This is a genomic window from Raineyella sp., from assembly GCF_034933565.1.
In the GTDB taxonomy this organism is placed as follows: Bacteria; Actinomycetota; Actinomycetes; order Propionibacteriales; family Propionibacteriaceae; genus Raineyella.
The window spans coordinates 56337-76926 of sequence record NZ_JAYFNG010000036.1 but is presented as its reverse complement, the minus strand read 5'-3'; the positions used below and the strand labels follow the sequence as shown (position 1 = coordinate 76926).

The following is a 20590-nucleotide window of genomic DNA, read 5'->3' as shown; positions in this document are numbered from 1 at the left end:
CGGCTGCACGGCACGACCCGGTGGTCAGCGGGCGAGGTAGCCGCCGTCGACCGGGTAGTGGCCACCGGTGCAGTACGACGCCGCCTCGGAGCAGAGGAAGGCGATCAGCGCGGCGACCTCGGCCGGCGCCGCCCACCGGCCGAGCGGGACGACGTCGCCGACCATCGCCCTGGCCACCGGGTCGTCGGCCTGGCCGAGGTTGGGGCGGGTCAGGGTCGGGCCGGGGGCGACCGCGTTGACGGTGATCCCGTCGGCGGCGAGGTCCACCGCCAGCCCGCGGGTGAGGGCCAGCACCGCGCCCTTCGTCGCGGCGTACGCGGACCGTCGCGGGGCGCCGGCCGAGGCGAGCACCGAGGAGACGGTGACGATCCGGCCCCAGCCGTACGCCCGCATACCGGGGATGACGGCCCGGCAGGCGTGCATCACACCGAGCACGTTGGTGGCCAGCAGGCCGGTCAGGTCCTCGTCGCGGTGGTCGGTGAGGTCGCCCTTGAGCAGGGTGCCGGCGGCGGCGACCAGCGCCGTGGGCGCTCCGGCGCGGGCGCGGATCTCGTCGGCGGCGGCCCGGACACTGTCCGGGTCGGCGGTGTCGCAGCCGATCGCCAGGTGGTGGCCGCCGAGCAGGTCGGCGGCGGAACGGAGCCGGCCGGGGTCGCGGCCGCTGACGACGACCCGCCAGCCGTCGTCGGCGAGCCGGCAGGCGGCGGCCAGGCCGATCCCGGAGGTGCCGCCGGTGACCCAGGCGAGGCGTGGGGTGGTGCTGGAGTCGGTCATCGGGATCCTTCCGGTGGCGGGGCGGCGGGCCAGGGCCAGTGCGGGTCCAGGTCGTCGGCGAGGCGGGCGAGGTTGGCGGCGACCCGGGCGAAGATCCGGCGGCGGGCGGTGCCGGAGCCGCCGGCGACGTGCGGGCTGAGCAGAGTGTTCGGTGCCGCGCGCAGCGGGTGGTCCGGCGGCAGCGGTTCGGTGCCGAAGACATCGAGCGCCGCCCCGGCCAACCGGCCGGTGCGCAGCGCCTGCGCCAGCGCGGACTCGTCGGTGACCGGGCCGCGCCCCACGTTGACCAGCAGGGCACCGGCGGGCAGCCGGGCGAGCTCCGTGGCACCGAGCAGGCCCCGGGTGTCGGGGGTGAGCGGGACGGCCACCACCAGGACGTCGGAGCCGGCGAGCAGGTCGGGCAGCGGGCGCCGGTCGTACGCCAGCTCGGGGCGCGGCCGGCGGGAATGGTAGGCGACCGGGCAGCCGAAGGCGGCGAACAACCGCAGGCAGGCTTCGCCGACGGCGCCGCCGCCGAGCACCCCGACCCGGCGCTCGGACAGGTCGCGGATGTCCGCACCGGAGGTCCAGTGCCCCGTCCGCAGGTCGTGGTCGAGTGCGGGGAGGCGGCGGGCGAGCGCGCCGGCGGCGAGCACGGCCCATTCGGCCACCGAGGCGGCGTTGGCCGCGGGAACGTGACAGACCGCGGCCCCGGCGCGCCGCCAGGCGTCGACGTCGACGGAGTGCAGCCCGGCGCCCGGGTACTGGACCAGCCGGACCCGGCGCCCGGCCCGGGCCGCCGCGGCGTCCAGCACCAGGTGCCCGGTCCAGTCCGCGACCACCGCGCCGGCCACCGCGAGCTGGTCCAGCATGGTCGCCCGGTCCTCGGCGAGCAGCAGGTCGGGTGGCTGCGCCAGGTCGGCGAAGGCGGCGGTCAGGTCCGGCAGCGCCGCCCGGCCGAGGACCAGCACGGGGAGTCGCACGGCGTCAGGCCCGGTCCGCAGCGGCATCCGGCGTGATCGTGATGACCCCCATCCCGGTCAGCCAGTCGGGCACCGGGGCGTACGCGATCCGCTCGGCCGGGGCACCGCCGAGCAAGGTGGCCATCATCAGCCAGGACCGCAGCTCCTGGGAGCCGTTGCCGCCGTCGCGTTCGAGGTCCGCGGTGGTGTACCCGTACAGCTCCTCGGCCCGGCCGGCGACGAAGGTGTCGATCACCGCTTCGTCCCACTCCGGGCTGATCGCCGACGTCGCGGCGCGGATGATCCGGCGCCGGCGGACGTCGTAGTCGGACCAGTTGAGCCTGCCGTCCAGCCAGGCGCGGACCATGAACTCCTCGTCGTCGCCCTCGGGGGCGCGCCAGTCCGGCCAGGGCAGCCGGTGGGAGAGACCGCCGGAGCCGATCACCACCACCCGCAGGTCCTCGGGGTAGCTCGCCACGGCGTCCCGGATCGCCTCGGCGACCTCCCGGCAGCGCTCCAGCGGCGGCAGCGGCTGGGCGAACACGTTGACCACCAGCGGGATGATCGGGACGTCGAGCCCGGCCAGCAGGTACTGGATGGCGTGGCTCTGGCCGTGATCGATCTGCAACCGCGCGGAGAAGGCCAGGTCGCCGCGGCCGGAGCCGACCACATCGTCCAGGATGTGCCGGGCCAGCCCGGTGTGCACCGGCTGGGGGCCCTTCGGGGTGCCGGACTCGCCGCTGGCCAGGCACTCCCCCACCCCGAGGGTGAAGCCGGGGATCAGGTCGAGCCAGAACCCGCGGAAGTGGTTGGACCCGATGATCAGCGCCACGTCCGGCCGGGCCGCCTCGACCCGGCGGCGGGCCTGTGCCAGCCCGTCGCGGAAGGTGACCGCGTCCTCCCTGTGGGTGGTCTCCTCCCAGTGGGTGTTCATCAGCGTGCTGTGGGAGGCTCCCACGCCGAGGACGATCTGTGCCATCAGTGCACCTCCGCGGTGTCCAGGTCGCTCGAGGCGACCTCGAGCGCGAATCGGATCAGGAATCGGGTGAAGGCGACGGCCTCGCGCAGGTCGACGGCGTTCATCCCCATCGCGAAGTCGACCGGGAACGGGGCGTCGGTGATCTTGGGCATGCCGATCCGTACGGTCGGGATGCCGCGGCTGCGCAGGATCGCCGCGTCGGTGGCCCCCGAGCCGTTGTCGGTGCGCGGATGCTCCCGGCCGGTGACCGCCTGCCAGGCGTCGACGGCACGCCGGACGAACCAGGAGTCGGCGTCGGTCGTGCCGCCGGGGACGGCGAGGACGGGCCGTACGTCGATCGTGGTGCCGAGCTCCGCGGCGATCCGGGTGACCTCGGCCGTCAGCTCGCGGCGCACCTCGCTCGGGGTGGAGCGCGGGCTGATCCGCAGGTCGACCATCAGCCGGACGTTCTCCGGGGTGAAGGAGGCGGTGCGGGTCCAGCCGCCGTGGACGGTGGCCACCATGCCCTGCGGGGCGACCTGCCCGTCGGTGTGCCGGGCGGTGTAGGTGGGGAACCAGTCCTCCAGCCGGCAGATCACCTCGGCGGCCAGCCGGACGGTGTTGCGGTAGGGCAGCCGGTGGCGCGAGCCGGTGTAGGTGTGGGTGCCGTGCACGATGATCTCGAACCAGGTCAGGCCGACCTCGTCCCAGGCGACGGTCCAGCCGGGCTTGGCGATCACCGCGTAGTCGGTGTGCGCGCCCTGCTCGAGCAGGAAGGAGCAGCCGGCGCCCTGGCCGGTGGTGAGCCGCGGGTTGTCCACGCCCGGGCGGGCGTTGGTCGGCATGCCGCCGGCGCCGAAGGCGGCGACCAGGTCGCCGCGCAGCGGGATCCCGGCGGCGGCGATCGCCTCGACCGCGGCCAGCACGCAGGCGGCGTGGCCCTTCGGATTGGACGCGCCCAGGCCGATCACGTAGTCGTCGCGGACCTCGGCACGCGCCAGCAGGTCGGGGCGCATCGCCCCGATCCACGGCAGGTCCTCGGCCGGGTCGCCGGTGGTGACGGTGTCGGTCGGCGCGTACAGCATCAGCGACGGGCCGGTGCCGTCGCCGGGCAGCCGGGCCCAGGCGTTGGCCTGCCGGTCGTCGAGCGGCATCAGCTCCGCCGCCAGACCGGCGTCGGTGAGCCGCTCGACGAGGTGCTCGGCGACCGGCCGCTCGTCGCCGGTGGGGCTGGGCACGTCGACCAGCCCACGGACCAGCTCGGCCAGCCGCCCGGCGGTGACGAGGTCGGCGGCGGCCCGGACCCGCTCCCGCAACGCCCCGTCGAGGCCGCGCAGGTGGGCGTCACCGTCGGCCGGGATGGAGGCATTGCCGAAGACCGGGACGCTCGGCGCGGTCATGCCCGGTCCCCCTCGCCGGGCAGATGCTGGGCGAGGAAGCCGGAGACCATCGTGTAGTAGTCGTGCGGGCGCTCCTCCTGCAGGTGGTGGGAGGCCTGGTCCATGATCCACAGCTGGCCGTGCGGGATCATGCTCGCCAGCATCAACGGGTAGTCGGGGGTGAGGAAGGCGTCGTACATGCCCCAGGCCAGCAGCACCGGCACCTGGATCCGGCCCAGGTCACCGGCGATGTCCTGCCAGTCCCCGCGCGGGTTGTCCGACGCGCCGGCCAGCGCCATCTCCTCGGGGTCGAGGCTCTGCCGGTAGCGCATCTCCAGCGTCTCCTCGGGCAGCCGGTCGCCGTCGTACCACTCGAGCCCGGTGATCAGCGTGCGCATCTTCTCCTTCGTCGGGCCCTCGCCGCCGTAGTAGCGGTCCCGCGCGCTGCGGCCACGGTGGCCGTTCTCGGGCAGCGGGCCGAGCGGGCCGCGGAAGACCGGCATGCTGCCGGTGAGGGTGACGGTGCGGACCCGGTCGGGGTGGTCCGCGGCGATCTTCAGGGCCATGTGGCCGCCCCACGAGTTGCACACGAAATCCGCCTGCGCCAGGCCCAGGTCGTCCATCAGCGCGATCAGCTTGGCCGCGTGATGGTCCCACATCGGGCCCTCGATCTCGCTCTTGTCGGACCGGCCGTACTGCAACAGGTCGACCAGGATGCAGCGCCGGTCGGCAGCGAACAGCGGGGCCACCGGGCCGAAGTCGGACCAGGCGGTGCAACCCGGCCCCCCGCCGTGCAGGAAGATCGTCGGCGCCCCCTCGCCGATGTCGTGGTAGTGGTACGTGACGCCGGCGACGGTGCTGAAGTGGCTCGCGGGAGGCTGTGTCATGGCCCGATGGGACCCCATCGGGCCCGGTCCGCACCACGATCCAGGTCCGACCAGCGGACCCCGCCGACGGGTCCGCTGAGCAGTCCGGTGTCCTCGGGGACGGCCGGCCGGGCTGCCTACCATCCGGCCATGACGCCCTCCACGCAGGAATCGACCTCACGCTTCGTCAGCGTCGGCCCGACCCGGATCCACTACCACGAGGCCGGCACCGGCCCGGTCCTGCTGTGCATCCACGGCGGCGCCCCGGGGGCGTACGGCTGGGGCAACTTCGGGCAGAACCTTGACGCCCTGGCCGCCCACCACCGGGTGCTGATCGTCGACCTGCCGGGCTACGGCCGCTCCGACCCGTACGAGGCCGAGGGCGGCCGGTACGCCGGGCTGGCCGCCCTGTTCGCGCGGATGCTGACCGAGCTGGGCATCGAACGGGCCGATGTGGTCGGGATGGCCACCGGCGGCGCGGTGGCGATGAAGCTCGCCGTCGACCACCCCGACCGGGTGGACCGGCTGGTGCTGGTCTCCAGCGCCGGCGGGCTGCCGCTGTTCACCACCATGCCGTCGGAGGGGCAGAAAGCGATCCGCGGCTACTACGCCGGCGAGGGCCCCTCGCCGGAGCGGATGGCGGCGTACCTGAGGCTGATGATGCACGACCGGGCGCTGATCACCCCCGAACTGGTCCGCGACCGCTACCAGGAGTCGATCCGGCGCACCACCTCCGACCGGCCGGCCGCACCCGTCGCGGGTGGCCCGGCGGTCGAGGAGCCGTGGCGGGAGGCCGACCGGATCACCGCCCCGACGCTGATCGTCTGGGGCACCCACAACCGGATCCAGGGCTACGACAACGCCCTGTTCCTGCTCCGGCGGATCCCCGGCGCCCGACTGCACCTGTTCGCCGACACCGGCCTGTGGGTGCCGTACGAGCGGGCCGCGGAGTTCGAAGCGCTGCTCGGGATGTTCCTCGCGGAGGGCCGATGACCATGACGGCCGCCCGCATGAAGGCCGCCCGCCTGCACGCCTTCGGCCGCCCGCCGGTCGTCGAGGACGTCGGGACCCCCGTCCGCCCCGAGGGCAGCACCCTGGTCCGGGTCGGCGCGGCCGCGGTGGGCCACCTGGACCTGACCGTCGCGTCCGGGACGTTCGACGTCCGCCCACCGCTGCCGCACATCGGCGGCACCGACGCCGCCGGCACCGTCGTCGCCTCCGACACCCTGCCGATCGGGCAACGGGTCATCGTCCGCGGCGGCGGGGTCGGGCTCACCCGGCCCGGCTGCTGGGCCGAGTACGTGGTGGTCGGTGACCGCCACCTGATCCTCGACGACGGGGCCCTGCCGCTGCCGACGGCGGCGACCTTCCTGGTGCCCGCCACGACCGCCTGGGTCGCCGTCCACGACGTCGCCGCGGTGCGGGCCGGCGAACGGGTGATCGTCGGGGGCGCCGCCGGCGCGGTCGGCCGGGTGATCGCCCAGCTCGCCGTCCTCGCCGGCGCCGAGGTGATCGGCGTCGTCGGCCGGGAGTCCTCGCTGGCCCGGGTGCCTGACGGGGTGAGAGCGCTGACCGCCGAGGCACTCCCGGACCGGCCCTGGGCCGACGCGGTGATCGACACCATCGGTGGCGAGCCCCTCACCCGGGCGCTGCGCGCCACCGTACGCGGCGGGCGGGCGGCGCTGATCGGCTACACCCGCTCCCCAGCCCTCACCCTCGACCTGCCGAACTGGCTGCTGTCCGAGGTGGCCCTGCTGCCGGTCAGTATGATCCATCGGGCCGAGCGCCAGCAGCAGCTGCTGCCCACCCTGACCGGGCTGCTGGTCGACGGCTCGATCAGTGTGCCGGTCACCACCTTCCCGCTGGACCGGACCGCTCAGGCCTGCGCGGACCTGGCCGCCGGGCGGATCGACGGTCGCGCTGCGGTGCTCCCGGTCGCCTGACCACCCCTCACCCTCGACACCCGGAGATCCTGATGACCCGCATCCTCGTCCTCGCCACCGGCGGAACCATCGCCAGCCGGCCCGGCGCCGACGGCATCGTCCCCACCCTGTCCGGCGCCCGGATCGTCGAGGAGGTGCTGGCCGACGACCCCGGCCTGCGGGACTCGCTGCAGATCAGCGTCGAGGAGCTCTTCCGCCGGCCCAGCTACACGATCGGGCCCGCGCAGATGCTGCAGCTGGCCCGGCGGTGCCGGACGGCCCTCGACCGGAGCCCCGACGACCGGGACCATGACGGGGGCCATGACGGCGTGGTGGTGCTGCACGGCACCGACACCGTCGCCGACTCGGCCTGGCTGACCCATCTGCTCACCCTGCCGGCGACCGGCGGGCCGGTGGTCTTCGCCAGTGCGATGCGGCACGCGGCCGAGCCCGGTGCCGACGGGCCCCGCAATCTGCTCGACGCCCTGCGCGTCGCCGCCCACCCGCAGGCCGCCGGACGCGGCGCGCTGCTCGTCGTCAACGGGGAGATCCACTCGGCGGCGCGGGTGGTGAAGTCCCACACCAGCGCCCTGCAGGCGTTCAGCTCCCCCGGCGCGGCACCGGTCGGGGGGCTCACCGCGGGGGACGTACGTTTCACCCGGCCGCCCGCCGGCCCGTTCGCCGACCCGGGCCCGCTCGAGGCCCTGGCCGACGTCGGCGTGGTCACGGCCTGGGCCGGCCACGGCGACACGGTGATCGACGGCCTGCTGGCCGACGGCGTACGGGGCCTGGTGGTCGAGGGCACCGGTGCCGGGCACGTCCGCCCCGATGCGGTCGCCGGCCTGGAGCGGGCCTTCGCCCGCGGTGTCGCGGTGACGGTGACCTCCCGGGCCGGGGTCGGCCCGGTCCATCGCGGGTACGGCGGCGGTCCCGGCTCGGGGCGCTGGCTGGACACCACCCCGACGCTGGACAGTGGCGAGCTCGGCACGGCCCGGGCACAGCTCGCCCTGGCGGTGGGCATCGCCGCCCACGGGACCGGGGCACCGCTGGCGGACTGGTTCGGCGCGGTGGTCCGCCACCAGGCCGGGCTCGTCTGAGGCCACGGGGCCCCGGAGGCTACTCGGCCCGGGCGACCAGGTCGGCGGAGATCGCGGCGGCGGCCTGACGCAGCTGCGGGATCAACCGGGACTGGGCGGGGCTGAGCCGCTGAACGGTGCCGGTGACGGACAGCGCGGCGACGACGTCGCGCTCCCCGTGGTGGACCGGCACGGCGATGCTCATGTAGCCGAGCCGGGTCTCCTCGACCTCGCGGGCGAAGCCGTCCGCCCGGATCCGGTCCAGCTGGCGCCGCAGCACGGCGAAGGACGAGGTCGTCCGCCGGGTCAGCGGGGTGAGGCCGCGGAAGGCGAGCGCCTCCAGCACGGTCCGGTTCGAATGGGCCAGCAGCACCTTCCCGGTCGCGGTGGCGTGCGCCGGCAGCCGGCCGGCGACCCGGGACACGTCCTGCAGGCCACGGTCGCCCTCGAGCTTGTCGACGTAGATCACGTCGAGGCCGTCGCGCAGCGCCAGGTGGACCGTCTCCTGGGAGAACGTCATCAGCTTGCGGACGTAGGGTCGGCCGACTTCGCGCAGGGTCCGCTGGCGCGGGACGAGCTGGCCCAGCTCGAACAGGCGCAGCCCGAGGCGGTAGTGGATGCCGGTCTTCTCCAGCAGCCCCACACCGACCATCTCGCCGGCCAGCCGGTGGACGGTGGCCTTGGCCAGGCCGCTGCGGGCGGTGAGCTCGGTCAGGCTCTGCTGCCAGGTGTCGTCGTCGAATGTGGACAGGATGAGGGCCACCTTGTCGAGCAGCGTGAGGATGTCACGCCCCGCGACCGGCTCCGCCACGGGCTGGGCCATGTTGTCACCTTCGGGTACGGGTCGGGTCGGCCATCCCCCCACCGGACGGCCGCCCGGCTCAGTCGGGCAGGTCATCCAAGAAGTCCGCGATCATCCCGCCGACAGTAGCCGGTTTTTGTTGCGGAAGGGCCACGGTTCCTCCCTCGACGACGATCGGGCCGCGGACGGTCGTCGCCGTCAGGGCCGCCTCGAGGGGCGCCAGCGCGGGCAGGGCGAACGGGTCGGCGCCACCGGCCATCAGCAGGACGGGCGCGCGCACCTCACCGGCCCGGTCCTCCATCCGGTAGTGGGCGCAGGCCCGGTGGCCCTCGGCCGGGTCGAGGCCCGGGCGCAGCGCATCGGCCAGGAACCGGTCGAGCAGGGCGACGTCGCCGGCCGGATAGTACGGCCGGCGGCCCTCCCACAGCGCTGTCAGGTGGCCCCCGTCGGGGGTGCGGTCGACGTCGTCGACACCGCGGACACCGGCGCGGGCGGCGCGGAACTCCGCGTCGGTCCACGGGCAGGAGGAGAGCACCAGGGCGCGGACGTCGCGGCGGACGGCGGCCAGCTCAAGGGCGACCGCGGCACCGGTGTGGTGGCCGACCAGGGCGACCGGCCCGAGGGCCAGGGCGTCGAGGAACTCCCCGACGCCCTGAGCGTACTGCTCGATGGTCTGCGGGGCGGGCAGCCGCGGGCTGTTGCCGAAGCCCGGCATGTCCACCGCGATCGCCCGGTGCCCGCGGGCGGCGAGCAGTGGCAGCACCTCCCGGAACTCGTCCCAGGACTGCGGGGTCTGATGCAGCAGCATCACCGGGCGGCCGGTGCCGGCCTCGGCACAGTGGATCTGGCCGAGGCCGGTGTCGACGTACGCCATCCGGACGTTCATCGGTGGTTCGCCGCCAGGTCGGTGTCCACCCCGATGACGCCGGTCCTCGCCGCGCCGCCGGGATTGCCGAGCGGCGCGTCGCGGCCGGGCAGGACGACCTCGAAGAAGGCCCGGTTGTCGGCCTTCCACTCCGGGGCGGCCTTGCGGTCGACGGCGATCGCGCCGTGCGGGCAGGCGACCTCGCAGTTGCCGCAGTCGATGCACTCGGTGGGGTTGATGTAGAGCTTGCGGGCGCCCTCGTAGATGGCGTCGACCGGACATTCCTCCATGCAGGAGCGGTCCATGTGGTCGATGCAGCCGTCGCCGATCACGTACGTCATTGTTCAGTCTCCTTCGGTCGAGTGGCCCGGGAACAGGTCGAGTCCGGGGTCGAGCAGCACGGCGGCGTTGTTGACCGCCGTGGCCGCCTCGCCGAAGCCGACCGAGATCAGCCGGACCTTCCCGGGGTAGTCGGTGATGTCGCCCGCGGCGTAGACCCGCGGGATCGCGGTCTCCATCCGCGTGTTGACGGGGATCCGTCGATTGACCAGGCCGAGGCCCCAGTCGTTCATCGCGCCGAGGTCGGCGGTGAAGCCGAGCGCCGCGACGATGGACTGGGCGGCCAGCGAGACCGCCCGGTCCTGCCCGGCGACGCGCACCTCGGCGCCGCTGACCCAGCCGTCGCCGCGGACCTCGGTCACCTCGGCGTTGACGAGCATCCGGACGTTGCTGTCGCGGACCCGGTCGACCGACCCCTTGTGGGCCCGGAACCGGTCGCGGCGGTGCACCATCGTCACCGACCGGGCGATCGGCTCCAGGTGCAGGGCCCAGTCGAAGGCGCTGTCGCCGCCGCCGACGATCACCACGTCCTTGTCATCGTGGACGGTGAGATCGGGGACGAAGTAGCTCACCCCGCGGCCCAGCCAGTCGAGGCCGGGGGTGAACGGGCGGGGGGTGAAGGTCCCGATCCCGCCGGCCAGCACGACCGCCCCGGCGTGGACGGTGCGACCGGCGCTGGTGGTCAGCACCACCTCGCCGGCGCCCGGGGTGGAGGTCAGCCCCTGCACCTCCTCGTCGAGCCAGAACTCCGGGCCGAAGGTCTCGGCCTGCAGCACCAGCGCGTTGATCAGGTCGCGGCCGCGGACCGCGGGATACCCGGCGATGTCGAGGATCGCCTTCTCCGGGTACATCCCGACCACCTGACCGCCGATCTCCGGCAGGGCGTCGACGACCGCGGTCCGCAGGCCACGGAAGCCGGCACAGTAGGCCGCGTACAGCCCGGCGGGGCCGGCGCCGACGACCAGCAGGTCGACATGGGAGGTGGTGGGCCGGTCATGACGCCTGGTTGCGGTGGACATGTCCGCTCACTCTCCTGCCGGGGTCCGGAGCCAGTGCCCGAAGAGATCGGGCTCGTGACGGGCGATCTTCTGGATGATCGTGGCGTACGCGAACCACCCGACGTCCTCGCCACCGACGGCGGCGTACGTCTCCGCGGCGGTCCGCGCGCCCAGCGGGACCGGATCACCGGCGGCGAGGGCGAGCAGCTCCGACTGCATCGAGCGCTCCATCGAGACGAACCACCACACGGCGCTCTCGACGGTGGTGCCGACGGTGAGGTGGCCGTGGTTGGTGAGGATCACCGCCTTGTGCGGGCCGAGCGCCGCGGCGATCCGCTCACCCTCCTCCTCGAGCAGGGCGACGCCGTGGTACTCGTCGTACCGGCCCTGGTCGCCGTGGAAGGCACAGGCGTCCTGGGTGAGTGGTGAGACCGGCCGGTGCAGCGCGGAGAAGGTCCTGCCGTGCAGGCCGTGGGCGTGCACCGCCCCGATCACCTCGGGGCGGGCGGCGTGCACCCGGGAGTGGATGATGAACGCGGCCCGGTTGAGCCGGCCCCGGCCCCCGTCGGGCAGGATCTGCCCGGTGGCGTCCACGTGGAGCAGTTCCTCGGGGCGGACCAGGCTGAAGTGCCGGCCCCACGGCGCGGTCCAGAAGGTGTCCGGATCGTCCGGGTCGCGGCAGGTGATGTGTCCGGAGATGCCCTCGTCCAGGCCGAAGGCGGACAGGATCCGGTAGCCGCCGATGACGGCGTTCTTCCGGCGGGCGAGCTCGTCGGCGAGGGACAGCCCGGTGGGCGGGGCGGGGATCCCCGCGAGGGTGATCACGTCGGCCCCGGTGGTGTCATCGGTACGGGTGGTCTCGATCATCACTTCACCCCGTAGCGGTGGAACAGCCGGTGGGTGACGATCCGCAGCACCCGGTCGAAGATGAAGCCGAGCGTGCCGAGCACCAGGATGCCGGCGAAGATCCAGTCGATCCGGCCGTAGTTGCGCGCCGACCAGATCAGCGAGCCGAGGCCGACGTTCGCGGCGACGATCTCGGCCGAGACGATGGTCAGGAAGCTGTTGCCCATCGCCAGCCGGGCGCCGGTGACGATGCCGGGGATGGTGGAGGGCAGGATGATGGTCCGCAGCAGCTGCCAGCGCCCGGCACCCAGGTTCTGGGCGGCCTGGATCCGCAGCGGGCTGATGGTCACCGTCGCCTGGATCGTGCTGACCACCACCATGAACACGGAGGTGTAGAAGATCAGCGCGACCTTGCTCAGCTCGCCGATGCCGAACCAGACGATGGTCAGGGTGACGAAGGCGATCGGCGGGACGAACCGGAAGAACTCCACGTACGGGTCGAGCAGGTCGCGGACGAACGTCAACCGGCCCATCAGGATGCCGATCGGGGCGCCGAGGACCACGCCGGCCAGCCAGCCGACCAGGATCCGGGCGCAGGAGGCCCCGATCGAGGCGGCCAGGGTGCCGTTCGCCCCGAGCTCGACCAGTGCCCCGACGGTCTGGACCGGGGAGGCGATGATGCTCGGCCCGAACCACCAGGACAGGTAGGTCCAGAACAGCAGCCCGCCGATCAGCGAGACGGTCCAGATCGCCGGGACCCGGGCCCAGGCCGGCAGGGCCCGCCGGCCGGCCGTACGGGTCGCGGGCGCGGTCGGGCGGACCGCGGTGTCGGTGGTGGTGCTCATGACCTCTCCTCCAGGCCCTGGCCGGCCAGGCTGCGCTCCACCTCGACGCTGATGTCGGCGTGGAGCTGATCGAACAGTTCGGTGACGCCCGGGGTGTGCCGCTCGCGCGGTCGGTCGATGTCGACCCGGTAGACGCTCTTGATGCCGGCGGCCGGGCCTGCCGTCATCACCACGATCCGGTCGGCCAGCACGATCGCCTCGTCGATGTCATGGGTGACGAAGACGACCGTGCTGTTCGTCCGCCCGCAGATCCCGCTGAGCTCCTCCTGCATGACCAGCCGGGTCTGGGCGTCCAGGGCCCCGAACGGCTCGTCCATCAGGATCAGCCGCGGTTCGTTGGCGAGCACCCGGGCGATCTGGACCCGCTGGCGCATCCCGCCGGACAACTCGCCCGGGTACTTGTGCTGGGCGTGCCCCAGGCCGACCATCGTCAGGTAGTGGTCGGCGATCCGGGCCCGGGCATCGGCGCTCGCGCCGTGCATCCGCGGGCCGTAGCCCACGTTCTCGGCGGCGGTCATCCAGTCGAACAGCACCTCGGTGCTCTGGAAGACCATCCCGGCGTGGCTGTTGTTGCCGGTGACGTGCTCGTCGGCGCAGTGGATCGAGCCCTCGGCGAGGGGGACGAAGCCGGCCAGGGCGGACAGCAGGGTCGACTTGCCGCAGCCGCTGGGGCCGAGCAGGCAGACGAACTCCCCCGGCTCGACCTGCAGGTCGACGCCGCTGACAGCGGTGAAGTCCCCGAACCGGATCGCCGCGTCACGGACCCGCAGCGAGACGCCCTGGGCCCGCACCGGCGGATCGACGACGGTGCTCATCGGTCAGGCCCCCTTGTACCAGCCGAGGACCAGCGCCTTGTTCAGGTCCGGCCGGGACTTGATCGCGCCGACGCTCTGGTAGAAGTCGACGATCTCGGTGGTGCTCTTCACCGACTCGGCGTCGAGGCTCCGGACCGCGAAGTCGATCTGGTCGATCGCGACCTTGGTGTCGGCCGGCTTGATCTTCACCGCCTTCTCCGTCACCGTGGCGGCCAGCGCGGGATCGGCCTCGGTCTTCTTCGCGGCCTCGTCGAGGACCTTGGTGAACTTCTGGGCGGCATCCCCGTGACCGGAGAGCCAGGCCTCGTTGGTGACCAGCCAGTGGTGGTAGGAGAAGCCGAACGCCGCCGAGGCGGCGTCCACGTGACCGATCTTCTGGTCGAGCGCGGTCTGCGGCCACGGCTCCCACATCACGTAGCCGTCGATGTCACCGCGGCGCAGCAGCGCCGGCATGTCGGCCGGGGCGGCGGCGACCAGTTCGACACTCTTCGGGTCGATGCCGTTGGCCTCGAGGTACTTGTTGGTGGCGATCTGGCTGAGGCCCTGGACGTAGCCGAGCTTCTTCACGTTCTTGGGCCCCGCCACCCCGTCACGCAGGACGGCCTTGACGTACTGGCCGGAGGACTCGTAGCTGGCGATGGCCCGCAGCTTGTCGCTGGAGGCCATCTGGGCGCTGGTGGTGGTGTCGGAGTTGCCGGCGATGTTGATCTCGCCGGCGTTCACGGCGTCGACGGCCTCGCCGCCGCGGCCGAACTGGACCAGCTCGACCTTCAGGCCGGCCTTGGAGAACATCCCCTCGGCGTCGGCCACGAAGAAGGGGGCGTACGCCGCGTCGATGCCCACCCCGACGCGCAGGGTCGTCTGGTCGGCGGCTGCCTGGGCCTGGTGGTCGGCGGGACGGGAGCAGGCGGCCATGGAGACCACGAGCACCAGGCCCGAGGCAGTGACGGCAGCGGTCTTGAATGGACGGAAGGACTTCATTGCGGTCGACTCCGAATCGCTGGGGGGCCCGCCCTTCGACGGGATTGCCGAGAAAGCTAGCCGGGTCCTCCCGGATCGGCCGCGCCCCCCGGTCCGGTCACCGAACCGCATTTGACATCGATCGTTTCCATTTTCGTCACACACCGAGTGTGATACGGATCACCAGGCGACGAAGGCCCAGACCGCGGTGCCCAGACCGATGCCCACCACGGCCCCGCGCAGCACCCGGTCGGGCAGCCGGCGGGCCACCCGGGCCCCCAGCAGACCGCCCGCGACACCCCCCACAGCGATCCCGGCGCAGAGCGCCCAGGGGATGTCGGCGCGCACCATCAGCAGGATCGCAGCGACCAGGTTGGTCGCGGCGTTGGTGAGGTTCTTGACCGCGTTGGCGGCCTGCAGACCACTGCCCAGCACCGCGAGCAGGGCGAGGGTGAGCAGGCCCTGACCGGCCCCGAGCAGAGCGCCGTACACGCCCAGCAGGACGAAGAGCAACGGGGTCAGCCAGCCGGGCAGGGCGTACGCCGATCGACCGAACGACGCGGAGATCCGGGGCTGCAGGGCCATCAGCAGGGCACCGGCGAGGATGAACCACGGCACCACTCCGGCGAACACCGCCGACGGCATCCACACCAGCAGGCCGGCCCCCAGCGCTCCACCGAGGGCGGCCGCGGGCGCCAGCAGCCAGGCGCCCCGGCCGGCGGTGACCAGTTCGCGGCGGTACGCCCAGGTGCCCGAGACGGTGCCGGGCAACAGCCCGACCGACAGCGCGATCACCGCGGCCCGCGGGTCGATGTCGCGGACCACCAGCAGCGGCAGGGCGACCAGTGCCCCCGACCCCACCGCGGTGTTGACCAGGGCGGCGGCGAGCCCGGCGACCCCGCCGACGAATTGTGCGGTGACATCCATGTGATTCCTCCGGTGGCGGGAGCGGTGGACCGGGAATTCCCGGTGCGAATACCCATGGTCGGCAAGGAATTCCGGGGCATCGTCACTTCGGGTTCACTCATCGGACCCGGCCACGGGCCAATTCCCGCCGGCCCGGGCAATACTCGCCGCACCCCCACCATTCGGGAGTCGTCGGAGAACAGACCACGTCGGAGTACGACCACGAGGAGACCAGACATGACAGTGCAGACGGACGCTCCCGCACGGGAGCGGGGGCAGACGGACACTCCCGCACGGGAGCGGGGGCAGACGGACGCTCCCGCGGAGCGGGTGAGCCACGCCGGCGAGGAGGAGAAGCGCCGCCAGGCCCGCTATCCCGGTCGTCAGACCTGGGCAGCCTGGCCCGCGTACGACGCGGCGGAGCTCGGCTTCCGCGGCTACTGGTACCCGGTGGCCTGGTCCAGCAACGTCGCCGAGGGCCGCCCGGTCCGGATCACCCTGTGCGGGGAGAACATCGTCCTGGTCCGCGACTCGAACGGCCTGCACGCTCTGTACGACCGCTGCCCGCACCGCGGGGTGCCGCTGTCGTGCGGCAGCCAGGAGTTCGACGGCACCATCAGCTGCGCCTACCACGGCTGGACCTTCGACACGACCACCGGCCGGCTCGGCGCGGTGATCACCGACGGCCCCGACTCGCCGATCTGCGGCAAGGTGTCGGTGGCGACCTACCCCGTCGAGGAGCACCTCAATCTGATCTGGGTCTACATGGGCGCGGACGGCGAGGAGCCCACCCCGCTGCTCGACCAGATCCCCGAGGAACTGCGGGGCGCCGCGTTCAACCTCGGCGGCCGGATCAAGGTGCGCAAGGGCGACTGGCGACTGACCTGCGAGAACGGCTTCGACGAGGGCCACGCCAAGTTCCTGCACCGCAACGCGATGTGGCGCCGGTTCAAGTCGATGCCGGTGTGGAACCTCACCACGCTGGAGAAGCGCGGCCGGTGGTTGTTCCGGGTGCAGACCGAGCAGCACTGGACCGCCGAGTTCCCCGGCTACGGCACCTGGCCCCCGCAGCGGGAGAGCCGGTTCCGGATCAAGCCGTCGACCGACGGTACGCAGTCGATCAGCAACACCGGCAACCCCAGGGCCCCGCACCCGCAGATCGCCGCCCAGGACTTCCCCGGCTTCGTCTCGGTGTCGCTGCCGGGTGTGCTGCGCGTCGTCTACCCCGACTTCATCCACTACGAGTTCTACGTGCCGTACGACGCCGAGCACCACCGCTACGTGGGCCTGATGGTCAACTTCGACTCGGGCATCCGCAGCCTGCTCTTCAAGGCCAAGTACCTCGGCTTCGTCCGGTGGTTCTTCCACGGCCTGTTCGCCGCCCAGGACGCCTGGATGGTCGACGAGACCGACGCCCCGCCGGAGCGTCTCTACCGCCCGGACGTGTCCCTCACCACCTGGCGCTCGATGTGCGAGGACGCCGCCGAGGAACGCGCCACCCGGCTGAACCCCACCGCCTGAAACCACGCCTGCCCCTACCGCCTGAAGACCCCCACCGCCCGGAACCCCAGGAGACCGACATGACCAGGATCAGCGCCTTCATCCTCCCCGCCGTCACGGTGGCGTTCGCGATCGCGACGTACCCGACGATCCGCAACTTCCTCGCCAACAACACCCGCACCCAGGTGCACCGGATCAACGTCTGAGACCCTCAACGTCCGGGACCACCGGAGCGTCCGGAACACCACCGGAGCCGACCCTCCCCGAAGGGTTGCGTTCCGCGCCTGCGTCGCGTAACGTCATGTTCCACGAGCGGGTCTCCCGCTCACCAGGATTGTTACTCCGCGGAGGCAAGACCTGAAGTGCACACCAGTGCGCTTCAGGTCTTTTTTTGTTTTCCGCCCAGAGTCAAGGAGGACTCCCGATGGGGACCGTGAACTACGCCGATCTGGCCCACCGGATCGTCGACGAGGTGGGCGGCGAAGCGAACATCGCCACCGGCACCCATTGCGCCACCCGGCTGCGCCTGACGCTGAAGGACACCTCGAAGGCCGACACCGGCGCGGTCGAGAAGCTCCCCGGCGTCATCACCGTGATGCAGGCCGGCGGCCAGTACCAGATCGTGATCGGCAACAACGTGCCGAAGGTCTACGAGGAGCTCACCCGCTTCACCCGGATCGGCGGTGATGATGCCGCCTCGGTCGACGCGCCCAGGGGCAACATCCTCAACCGGTTCATCCAGCTGATCAGCGCCATCATCCAGCCGATCCTGTGGCCGCTCGCCGGTGCCGGCCTGTTCAAGGCCTTCCTGGCCCTCGCCACCAACCTGCACTGGCTGGACGCGACGTCCACCACGTACGCCATCCTGAACGCCTCGGCCGACGCGCTGTTCTACTTCCTGCCGATCTTCCTGGCCCTCACCGCTGCGAAGCGGTTCCGGGCCAACCACGTGACCGCGATGGCGCTCGCCGGCGCGCTGGTCTACCCGGGCATCGTCGCGCTGGCCTCCTCGACCGACCCGGTGACCTTCTTCGGCATCCCGGTGGTGATGACGAGCTACGCCAGCTCGGTCATCCCGATCATCATCGCCGTGTGGCTGCAGGGCTACCTCGAGCGCTTCCTCGCCCGGCTGCTGCCGGACGCGATCCGCAACTTCACCACCCCGCTGATCGTCCTGCTGGTGATGGTCCCGCTCGTCCTGCTCACCGTCGGCCCGCTGACCACCTACGCCGCCAACGGGATCTCCGCCGGCGTGAACGCCATCTTCCACTTCGCCCCGTGGCTGGGCGGCGCCATCATGGGCGGCTTCTGGCAGGTGTTCGTCCTCTTCGGCCTGCACTGGGGCTTCGTCCCGCTGATGATGAACGACCTCGCCACCCAGGGCTACACCCTGCTCGGCGGCCCGCTGGTCGCCGCCGTCCTCGCCCAGGCCGCCGCCACCCTCGCCGTCTTCATCCGCACCCGCAGCGCCAAGCGTCGTGAGGTCGCCGGCCCCGCCGCCCTGTCCGGGATGCTCGCCGGCATCACCGAGCCGGCGATCTACGGTGTGAACCTCCCGCTCAAGCTCCCCTTCTACTTCGGCATCGCCGGTGGGGCCGTCGGCGGGGCGATCGCCGCGGCCGGTGGCAGCGCCAACAACGCCTTCGTCTTCCCGTCCCTGATCGGCCTGCCCGCCTACATGGCCGTCGGCAACTTCACCCTGCAGCTGATCGGCTCCGGCATCGCGGTCGCCATCGCCTTCCTGCTCACCCTGTTCTTCTGCCCCCGCGAGGAGAAGGACGCTGCCCAGGCCCCGGTGACCGGCGCCGCGACCACCGCCACGTCTCCGGCCACCGCCACCGCCACCGCGGACAGCGCCGCCGGGTACGGTGACGCCGTCGTCACCGCCCCGGTCGCCGGCACCCCGGTCCCGCTGGCCGAGGTCAGGGACAAGGTCTTCGCCTCCGGCGCGATGGGCCAGGGCGTGGGCATCCTGCCGGCCACCGGCCGGATCGTCGCACCGGTCGCCGGCACCGTGATCGCCGCCACGAGGACCGGCCATGCGTTCGGGATCAAGTCCGACGACGGCATCGAGGTCCTGGTCCACATCGGCATCGACACCGTGCAGATGAAGGGCGAGGGCTTCACCTCGGGGGTGACCCGTGGACAGCACGTGGCGCAGGGCGACCTGCTCGCCCTGGTCGACCTCAGCACCGTCGAGCAGGCCGGCTTCGACCCGACCGTGGTGATGATCGTGACCAACTCCGCCAGCCTCGGCGCGGTGCGCGCGGTCACCGGTAGCACCCTCGCCGTCGGCGACCCGGCCCTGCTGATCACCGCCGGCGCCGCCGAGCCGGTCAACGCCTGACCCCGACCCACATCCGTACGAGCTGAGGAGACCAGCAGATGACCACCGCACGATTCCCCGACGGCTTCCTCTGGGGCGGCGCCACCGCCGCCAACCAGGTGGAGGGGGCGTACGACCGGGGCGGCAAGGGCCTGTCCATCCAGGACGTGATGCCGCACGGCATCGCCGGCGCCCCGACCGAGGAGCCCACCCCGGACAACCTGAAACTGACGGGGATCGACTTCTATCATCGCTACGCCGAGGACATCGCCCTGTTCGCCGAGATGGGGTTCACGGTGTTCCGCTTCTCCATCGCCTGGAGCCGGATCTTCCCGAACGGCGACGAGGAGACCCCCAACGAGGAGGGCCTGGCCTTCTACGACCGGGTGCTCGACGAGCTGGAGAAGCACGGCATCGAGCCGCTGGTGACGATCAGCCACTACGAGACCCCGCTGCACCTGGCCACGGCGTACGACGGGTGGCGCTCGCGCGAGCTGATCGGTTTCTACGAGCGCTACTGCCGCACCCTGTTCGAGCGGTACGGGACGCGGGTGAGGTACTGGCTGACCTTCAACGAGATCAACTCGATCCTGCACGCCCCGCTGCTCTCCGGCGGCATCCGGACCCCACCGGAACAGCTCGCCGAGCAGGACCTCTACCAGGCGATCCACCACGAGCTGGTCGCGTCGGCCACGGTGACGAAGCTGGCGCACGCACTCATGCCGCAGGCGAAGGTCGGCTGCATGATCATCGCGATCCCGACCTACCCGCTCACCCCCGACCCGGCCGACGTGCTCGCGGCGCTGGACGCGGACCACGCCAACCTCGCCTTCGGCGACGTGCACTGCCGCGGCGCCTACCCGGGCTACTTCCTGCGTACGCTCCGGGAGAAGGGGGTCGAGCTGGAGATCACCGACGCGGACCGGGAGGTGCTGCGCAACACCGTCGACTTCGTCTCGTTCAGCTACTACATGAGCGTCTGCGAGACCGCCGATCCGGCCCGGCGGGCCGCCGGCCGGGGCAACATCATGGGCGGCGTGCCCAACCCGACCCTGCCCGCCTCCGAGTGGGGCTGGCAGATCGACCCGACCGGCCTGCGGATCATCCTCAACCAGTACTGGGACCGCTGGCAGAAGCCGCTCTTCATCGTCGAGAACGGCCTGGGCGCCACGGACCGGCTGGTCGAGGTCGACGGACGGACGACGGTGGTCGACGACTACCGGATCGCCTACCTCAACGACCATCTCCGGGCCGCCGCGGAGGCGATCGAGGACGGCGTCGAGCTGCTCGGCTACACCAGCTGGGGGTGCATCGACCTGGTCAGCGCCTCCACCGCCCAGATGAGCAAACGGTACGGTTTCATCTACGTCGACCGCCACGACGACGGCAGCGGCACCCTGGCCCGCTACCGGAAGAAGTCGTTCGACTGGTACCGCGAGCTGATCGCCGCCAACGGCGCGACGCTGAGCTGA

At 72.3% G+C, this 20590-nt stretch carries 21 protein-coding genes; 7 read left to right on the top strand and 14 right to left on the bottom strand.

Translation table 11 applies throughout. From position 1 onward, the window contains the following. Positions 1-24: 24 nt before the first annotated feature. The 5 genes from VB059_RS11145 to VB059_RS11125 are packed head-to-tail and all read right to left on the bottom strand — an operon-like array spanning position 25 to position 4939. Positions 25-774 (bottom strand): SDR family oxidoreductase, encoded by a 750-nt coding sequence (locus VB059_RS11145; RefSeq protein WP_323422100.1) that lies wholly within the window; start codon positions 772-774, stop codon positions 25-27. After that, positions 771-1736: an NAD(P)-dependent oxidoreductase gene (locus VB059_RS11140; protein ID WP_323422099.1), complete on the bottom strand. Its 966-nt coding sequence runs from the start codon at positions 1734-1736 to the stop codon at positions 771-773. Before VB059_RS11140 ends, VB059_RS11145 begins: the two co-directional genes overlap by 4 nt. Positions 1737-1740: 4 nt before the next feature. Then, on the bottom strand, positions 1741-2694 hold the full coding sequence (locus VB059_RS11135) for a hypothetical protein (RefSeq protein ID WP_323422098.1): 954 nt from the start codon (positions 2692-2694) through the stop codon (positions 1741-1743). Next, entirely contained in the window at positions 2694-4073 is a 1380-nt protein-coding gene (locus VB059_RS11130; RefSeq protein ID WP_323422097.1) for a M20 family metallopeptidase, read from the bottom strand. Before VB059_RS11130 ends, VB059_RS11135 begins: the two co-directional genes overlap by 1 nt. Then, positions 4070-4939 carry an alpha/beta hydrolase gene (locus VB059_RS11125; RefSeq protein ID WP_323422096.1) on the bottom strand — a complete coding sequence of 290 codons (870 nt, stop codon included), beginning with the start codon at positions 4937-4939 and terminating at the stop codon, positions 4070-4072. The genes VB059_RS11130 and VB059_RS11125 overlap by 4 nt, the downstream gene beginning before the upstream one ends. Before the next feature lie 129 nt (positions 4940-5068). Here VB059_RS11125 and VB059_RS11120 point away from each other — a divergent pair, with 129 nt between their 5' ends. Genes VB059_RS11120 through VB059_RS11110 form a run of 3 tightly spaced genes read left to right on the top strand, consistent with a single transcriptional unit; the run spans position 5069 to position 7937 of the window. After that, positions 5069-5911 (top strand): alpha/beta fold hydrolase, encoded by an 843-nt coding sequence (locus VB059_RS11120; RefSeq protein ID WP_323422095.1) that lies wholly within the window; start codon positions 5069-5071, stop codon positions 5909-5911. 2 nt (positions 5912-5913) lie between these two features. Then, on the top strand, positions 5914-6861 hold the full coding sequence (locus VB059_RS11115; protein ID WP_323422094.1) for a quinone oxidoreductase family protein: 948 nt from the start codon (positions 5914-5916) through the stop codon (positions 6859-6861). Between the two features lie 32 nt (positions 6862-6893). Next, positions 6894-7937 (top strand): asparaginase, encoded by a 1044-nt coding sequence (locus VB059_RS11110; RefSeq protein WP_323422093.1) that lies wholly within the window; start codon positions 6894-6896, stop codon positions 7935-7937. A gap of 19 nt (positions 7938-7956) precedes the next feature. Here VB059_RS11110 and VB059_RS11105 read toward each other — a convergent pair whose 3' ends face one another. The 9 genes from VB059_RS11105 to VB059_RS11065 form a co-directional block, all read right to left on the bottom strand. Further along, entirely contained in the window at positions 7957-8739 is a 783-nt protein-coding gene (locus VB059_RS11105; RefSeq protein WP_323422092.1) for an IclR family transcriptional regulator, read from the bottom strand. A 58-nt stretch (positions 8740-8797) separates the two neighbouring features. After that, complete coding sequence (locus VB059_RS11100; RefSeq protein WP_323422091.1) at positions 8798-9592, bottom strand: alpha/beta hydrolase; 795 nt, start codon at positions 9590-9592, stop codon at positions 8798-8800. Between the two features lie 8 nt (positions 9593-9600). Continuing rightward, positions 9601-9924, bottom strand: coding sequence for a 4Fe-4S dicluster domain-containing protein (locus tag VB059_RS11095; protein WP_323422090.1), 324 nt, complete (start codon positions 9922-9924; stop codon positions 9601-9603). Positions 9925-9927: 3 nt separating this feature from the next. After that, the gene (locus tag VB059_RS11090; protein WP_323422089.1) at positions 9928-10941 is read right to left on the bottom strand and encodes an NAD(P)/FAD-dependent oxidoreductase; all 1014 of its coding nucleotides are present in this window, start codon (positions 10939-10941) and stop codon (positions 9928-9930) included. A gap of 6 nt (positions 10942-10947) precedes the next feature. Next, entirely contained in the window at positions 10948-11787 is an 840-nt protein-coding gene (locus VB059_RS11085; protein ID WP_323422088.1) for a class II aldolase/adducin family protein, read from the bottom strand. Then, on the bottom strand, positions 11787-12611 hold the full coding sequence (locus VB059_RS11080) for an ABC transporter permease (RefSeq protein ID WP_323422087.1): 825 nt from the start codon (positions 12609-12611) through the stop codon (positions 11787-11789). Before VB059_RS11080 ends, VB059_RS11085 begins: the two co-directional genes overlap by 1 nt. Next, positions 12608-13426 (bottom strand): ABC transporter ATP-binding protein, encoded by an 819-nt coding sequence (locus VB059_RS11075; protein ID WP_323422086.1) that lies wholly within the window; start codon positions 13424-13426, stop codon positions 12608-12610. The genes VB059_RS11080 and VB059_RS11075 overlap by 4 nt, the downstream gene beginning before the upstream one ends. Positions 13427-13429: 3 nt before the next feature. Next, entirely contained in the window at positions 13430-14407 is a 978-nt protein-coding gene (locus VB059_RS11070) for an ABC transporter substrate-binding protein (RefSeq protein ID WP_323422085.1), read from the bottom strand. 159 nt (positions 14408-14566) lie between these two features. Then, positions 14567-15313 carry a sulfite exporter TauE/SafE family protein gene (locus VB059_RS11065; protein ID WP_323422084.1) on the bottom strand — a complete coding sequence of 249 codons (747 nt, stop codon included), beginning with the start codon at positions 15311-15313 and terminating at the stop codon, positions 14567-14569. Positions 15314-15529: 216 nt separating this feature from the next. On the opposite strand from VB059_RS11065, the gene VB059_RS11060 reads away from it, so the two are divergent. The 4 genes from VB059_RS11060 to VB059_RS11045 all read left to right on the top strand — a co-directional run bounded on the left by VB059_RS11060 (position 15530) and on the right by VB059_RS11045 (position 20590). Then, a complete protein-coding gene (locus VB059_RS11060; RefSeq protein ID WP_323422083.1) occupies positions 15530-16813 on the top strand; it encodes a Rieske 2Fe-2S domain-containing protein in 1284 nt (427 codons plus the stop codon). A gap of 59 nt (positions 16814-16872) precedes the next feature. Beyond that, positions 16873-16998, top strand: coding sequence for a hypothetical protein (locus tag VB059_RS11055; protein ID WP_323422082.1), 126 nt, complete (start codon positions 16873-16875; stop codon positions 16996-16998). 218 nt (positions 16999-17216) lie between these two features. Next, the gene (locus VB059_RS11050; RefSeq protein ID WP_323422081.1) at positions 17217-19139 is read left to right on the top strand and encodes a beta-glucoside-specific PTS transporter subunit IIABC; all 1923 of its coding nucleotides are present in this window, start codon (positions 17217-17219) and stop codon (positions 19137-19139) included. 38 nt (positions 19140-19177) lie between these two features. Then, the gene (locus tag VB059_RS11045; RefSeq protein ID WP_323422080.1) at positions 19178-20590 is read left to right on the top strand and encodes a glycoside hydrolase family 1 protein; all 1413 of its coding nucleotides are present in this window, start codon (positions 19178-19180) and stop codon (positions 20588-20590) included.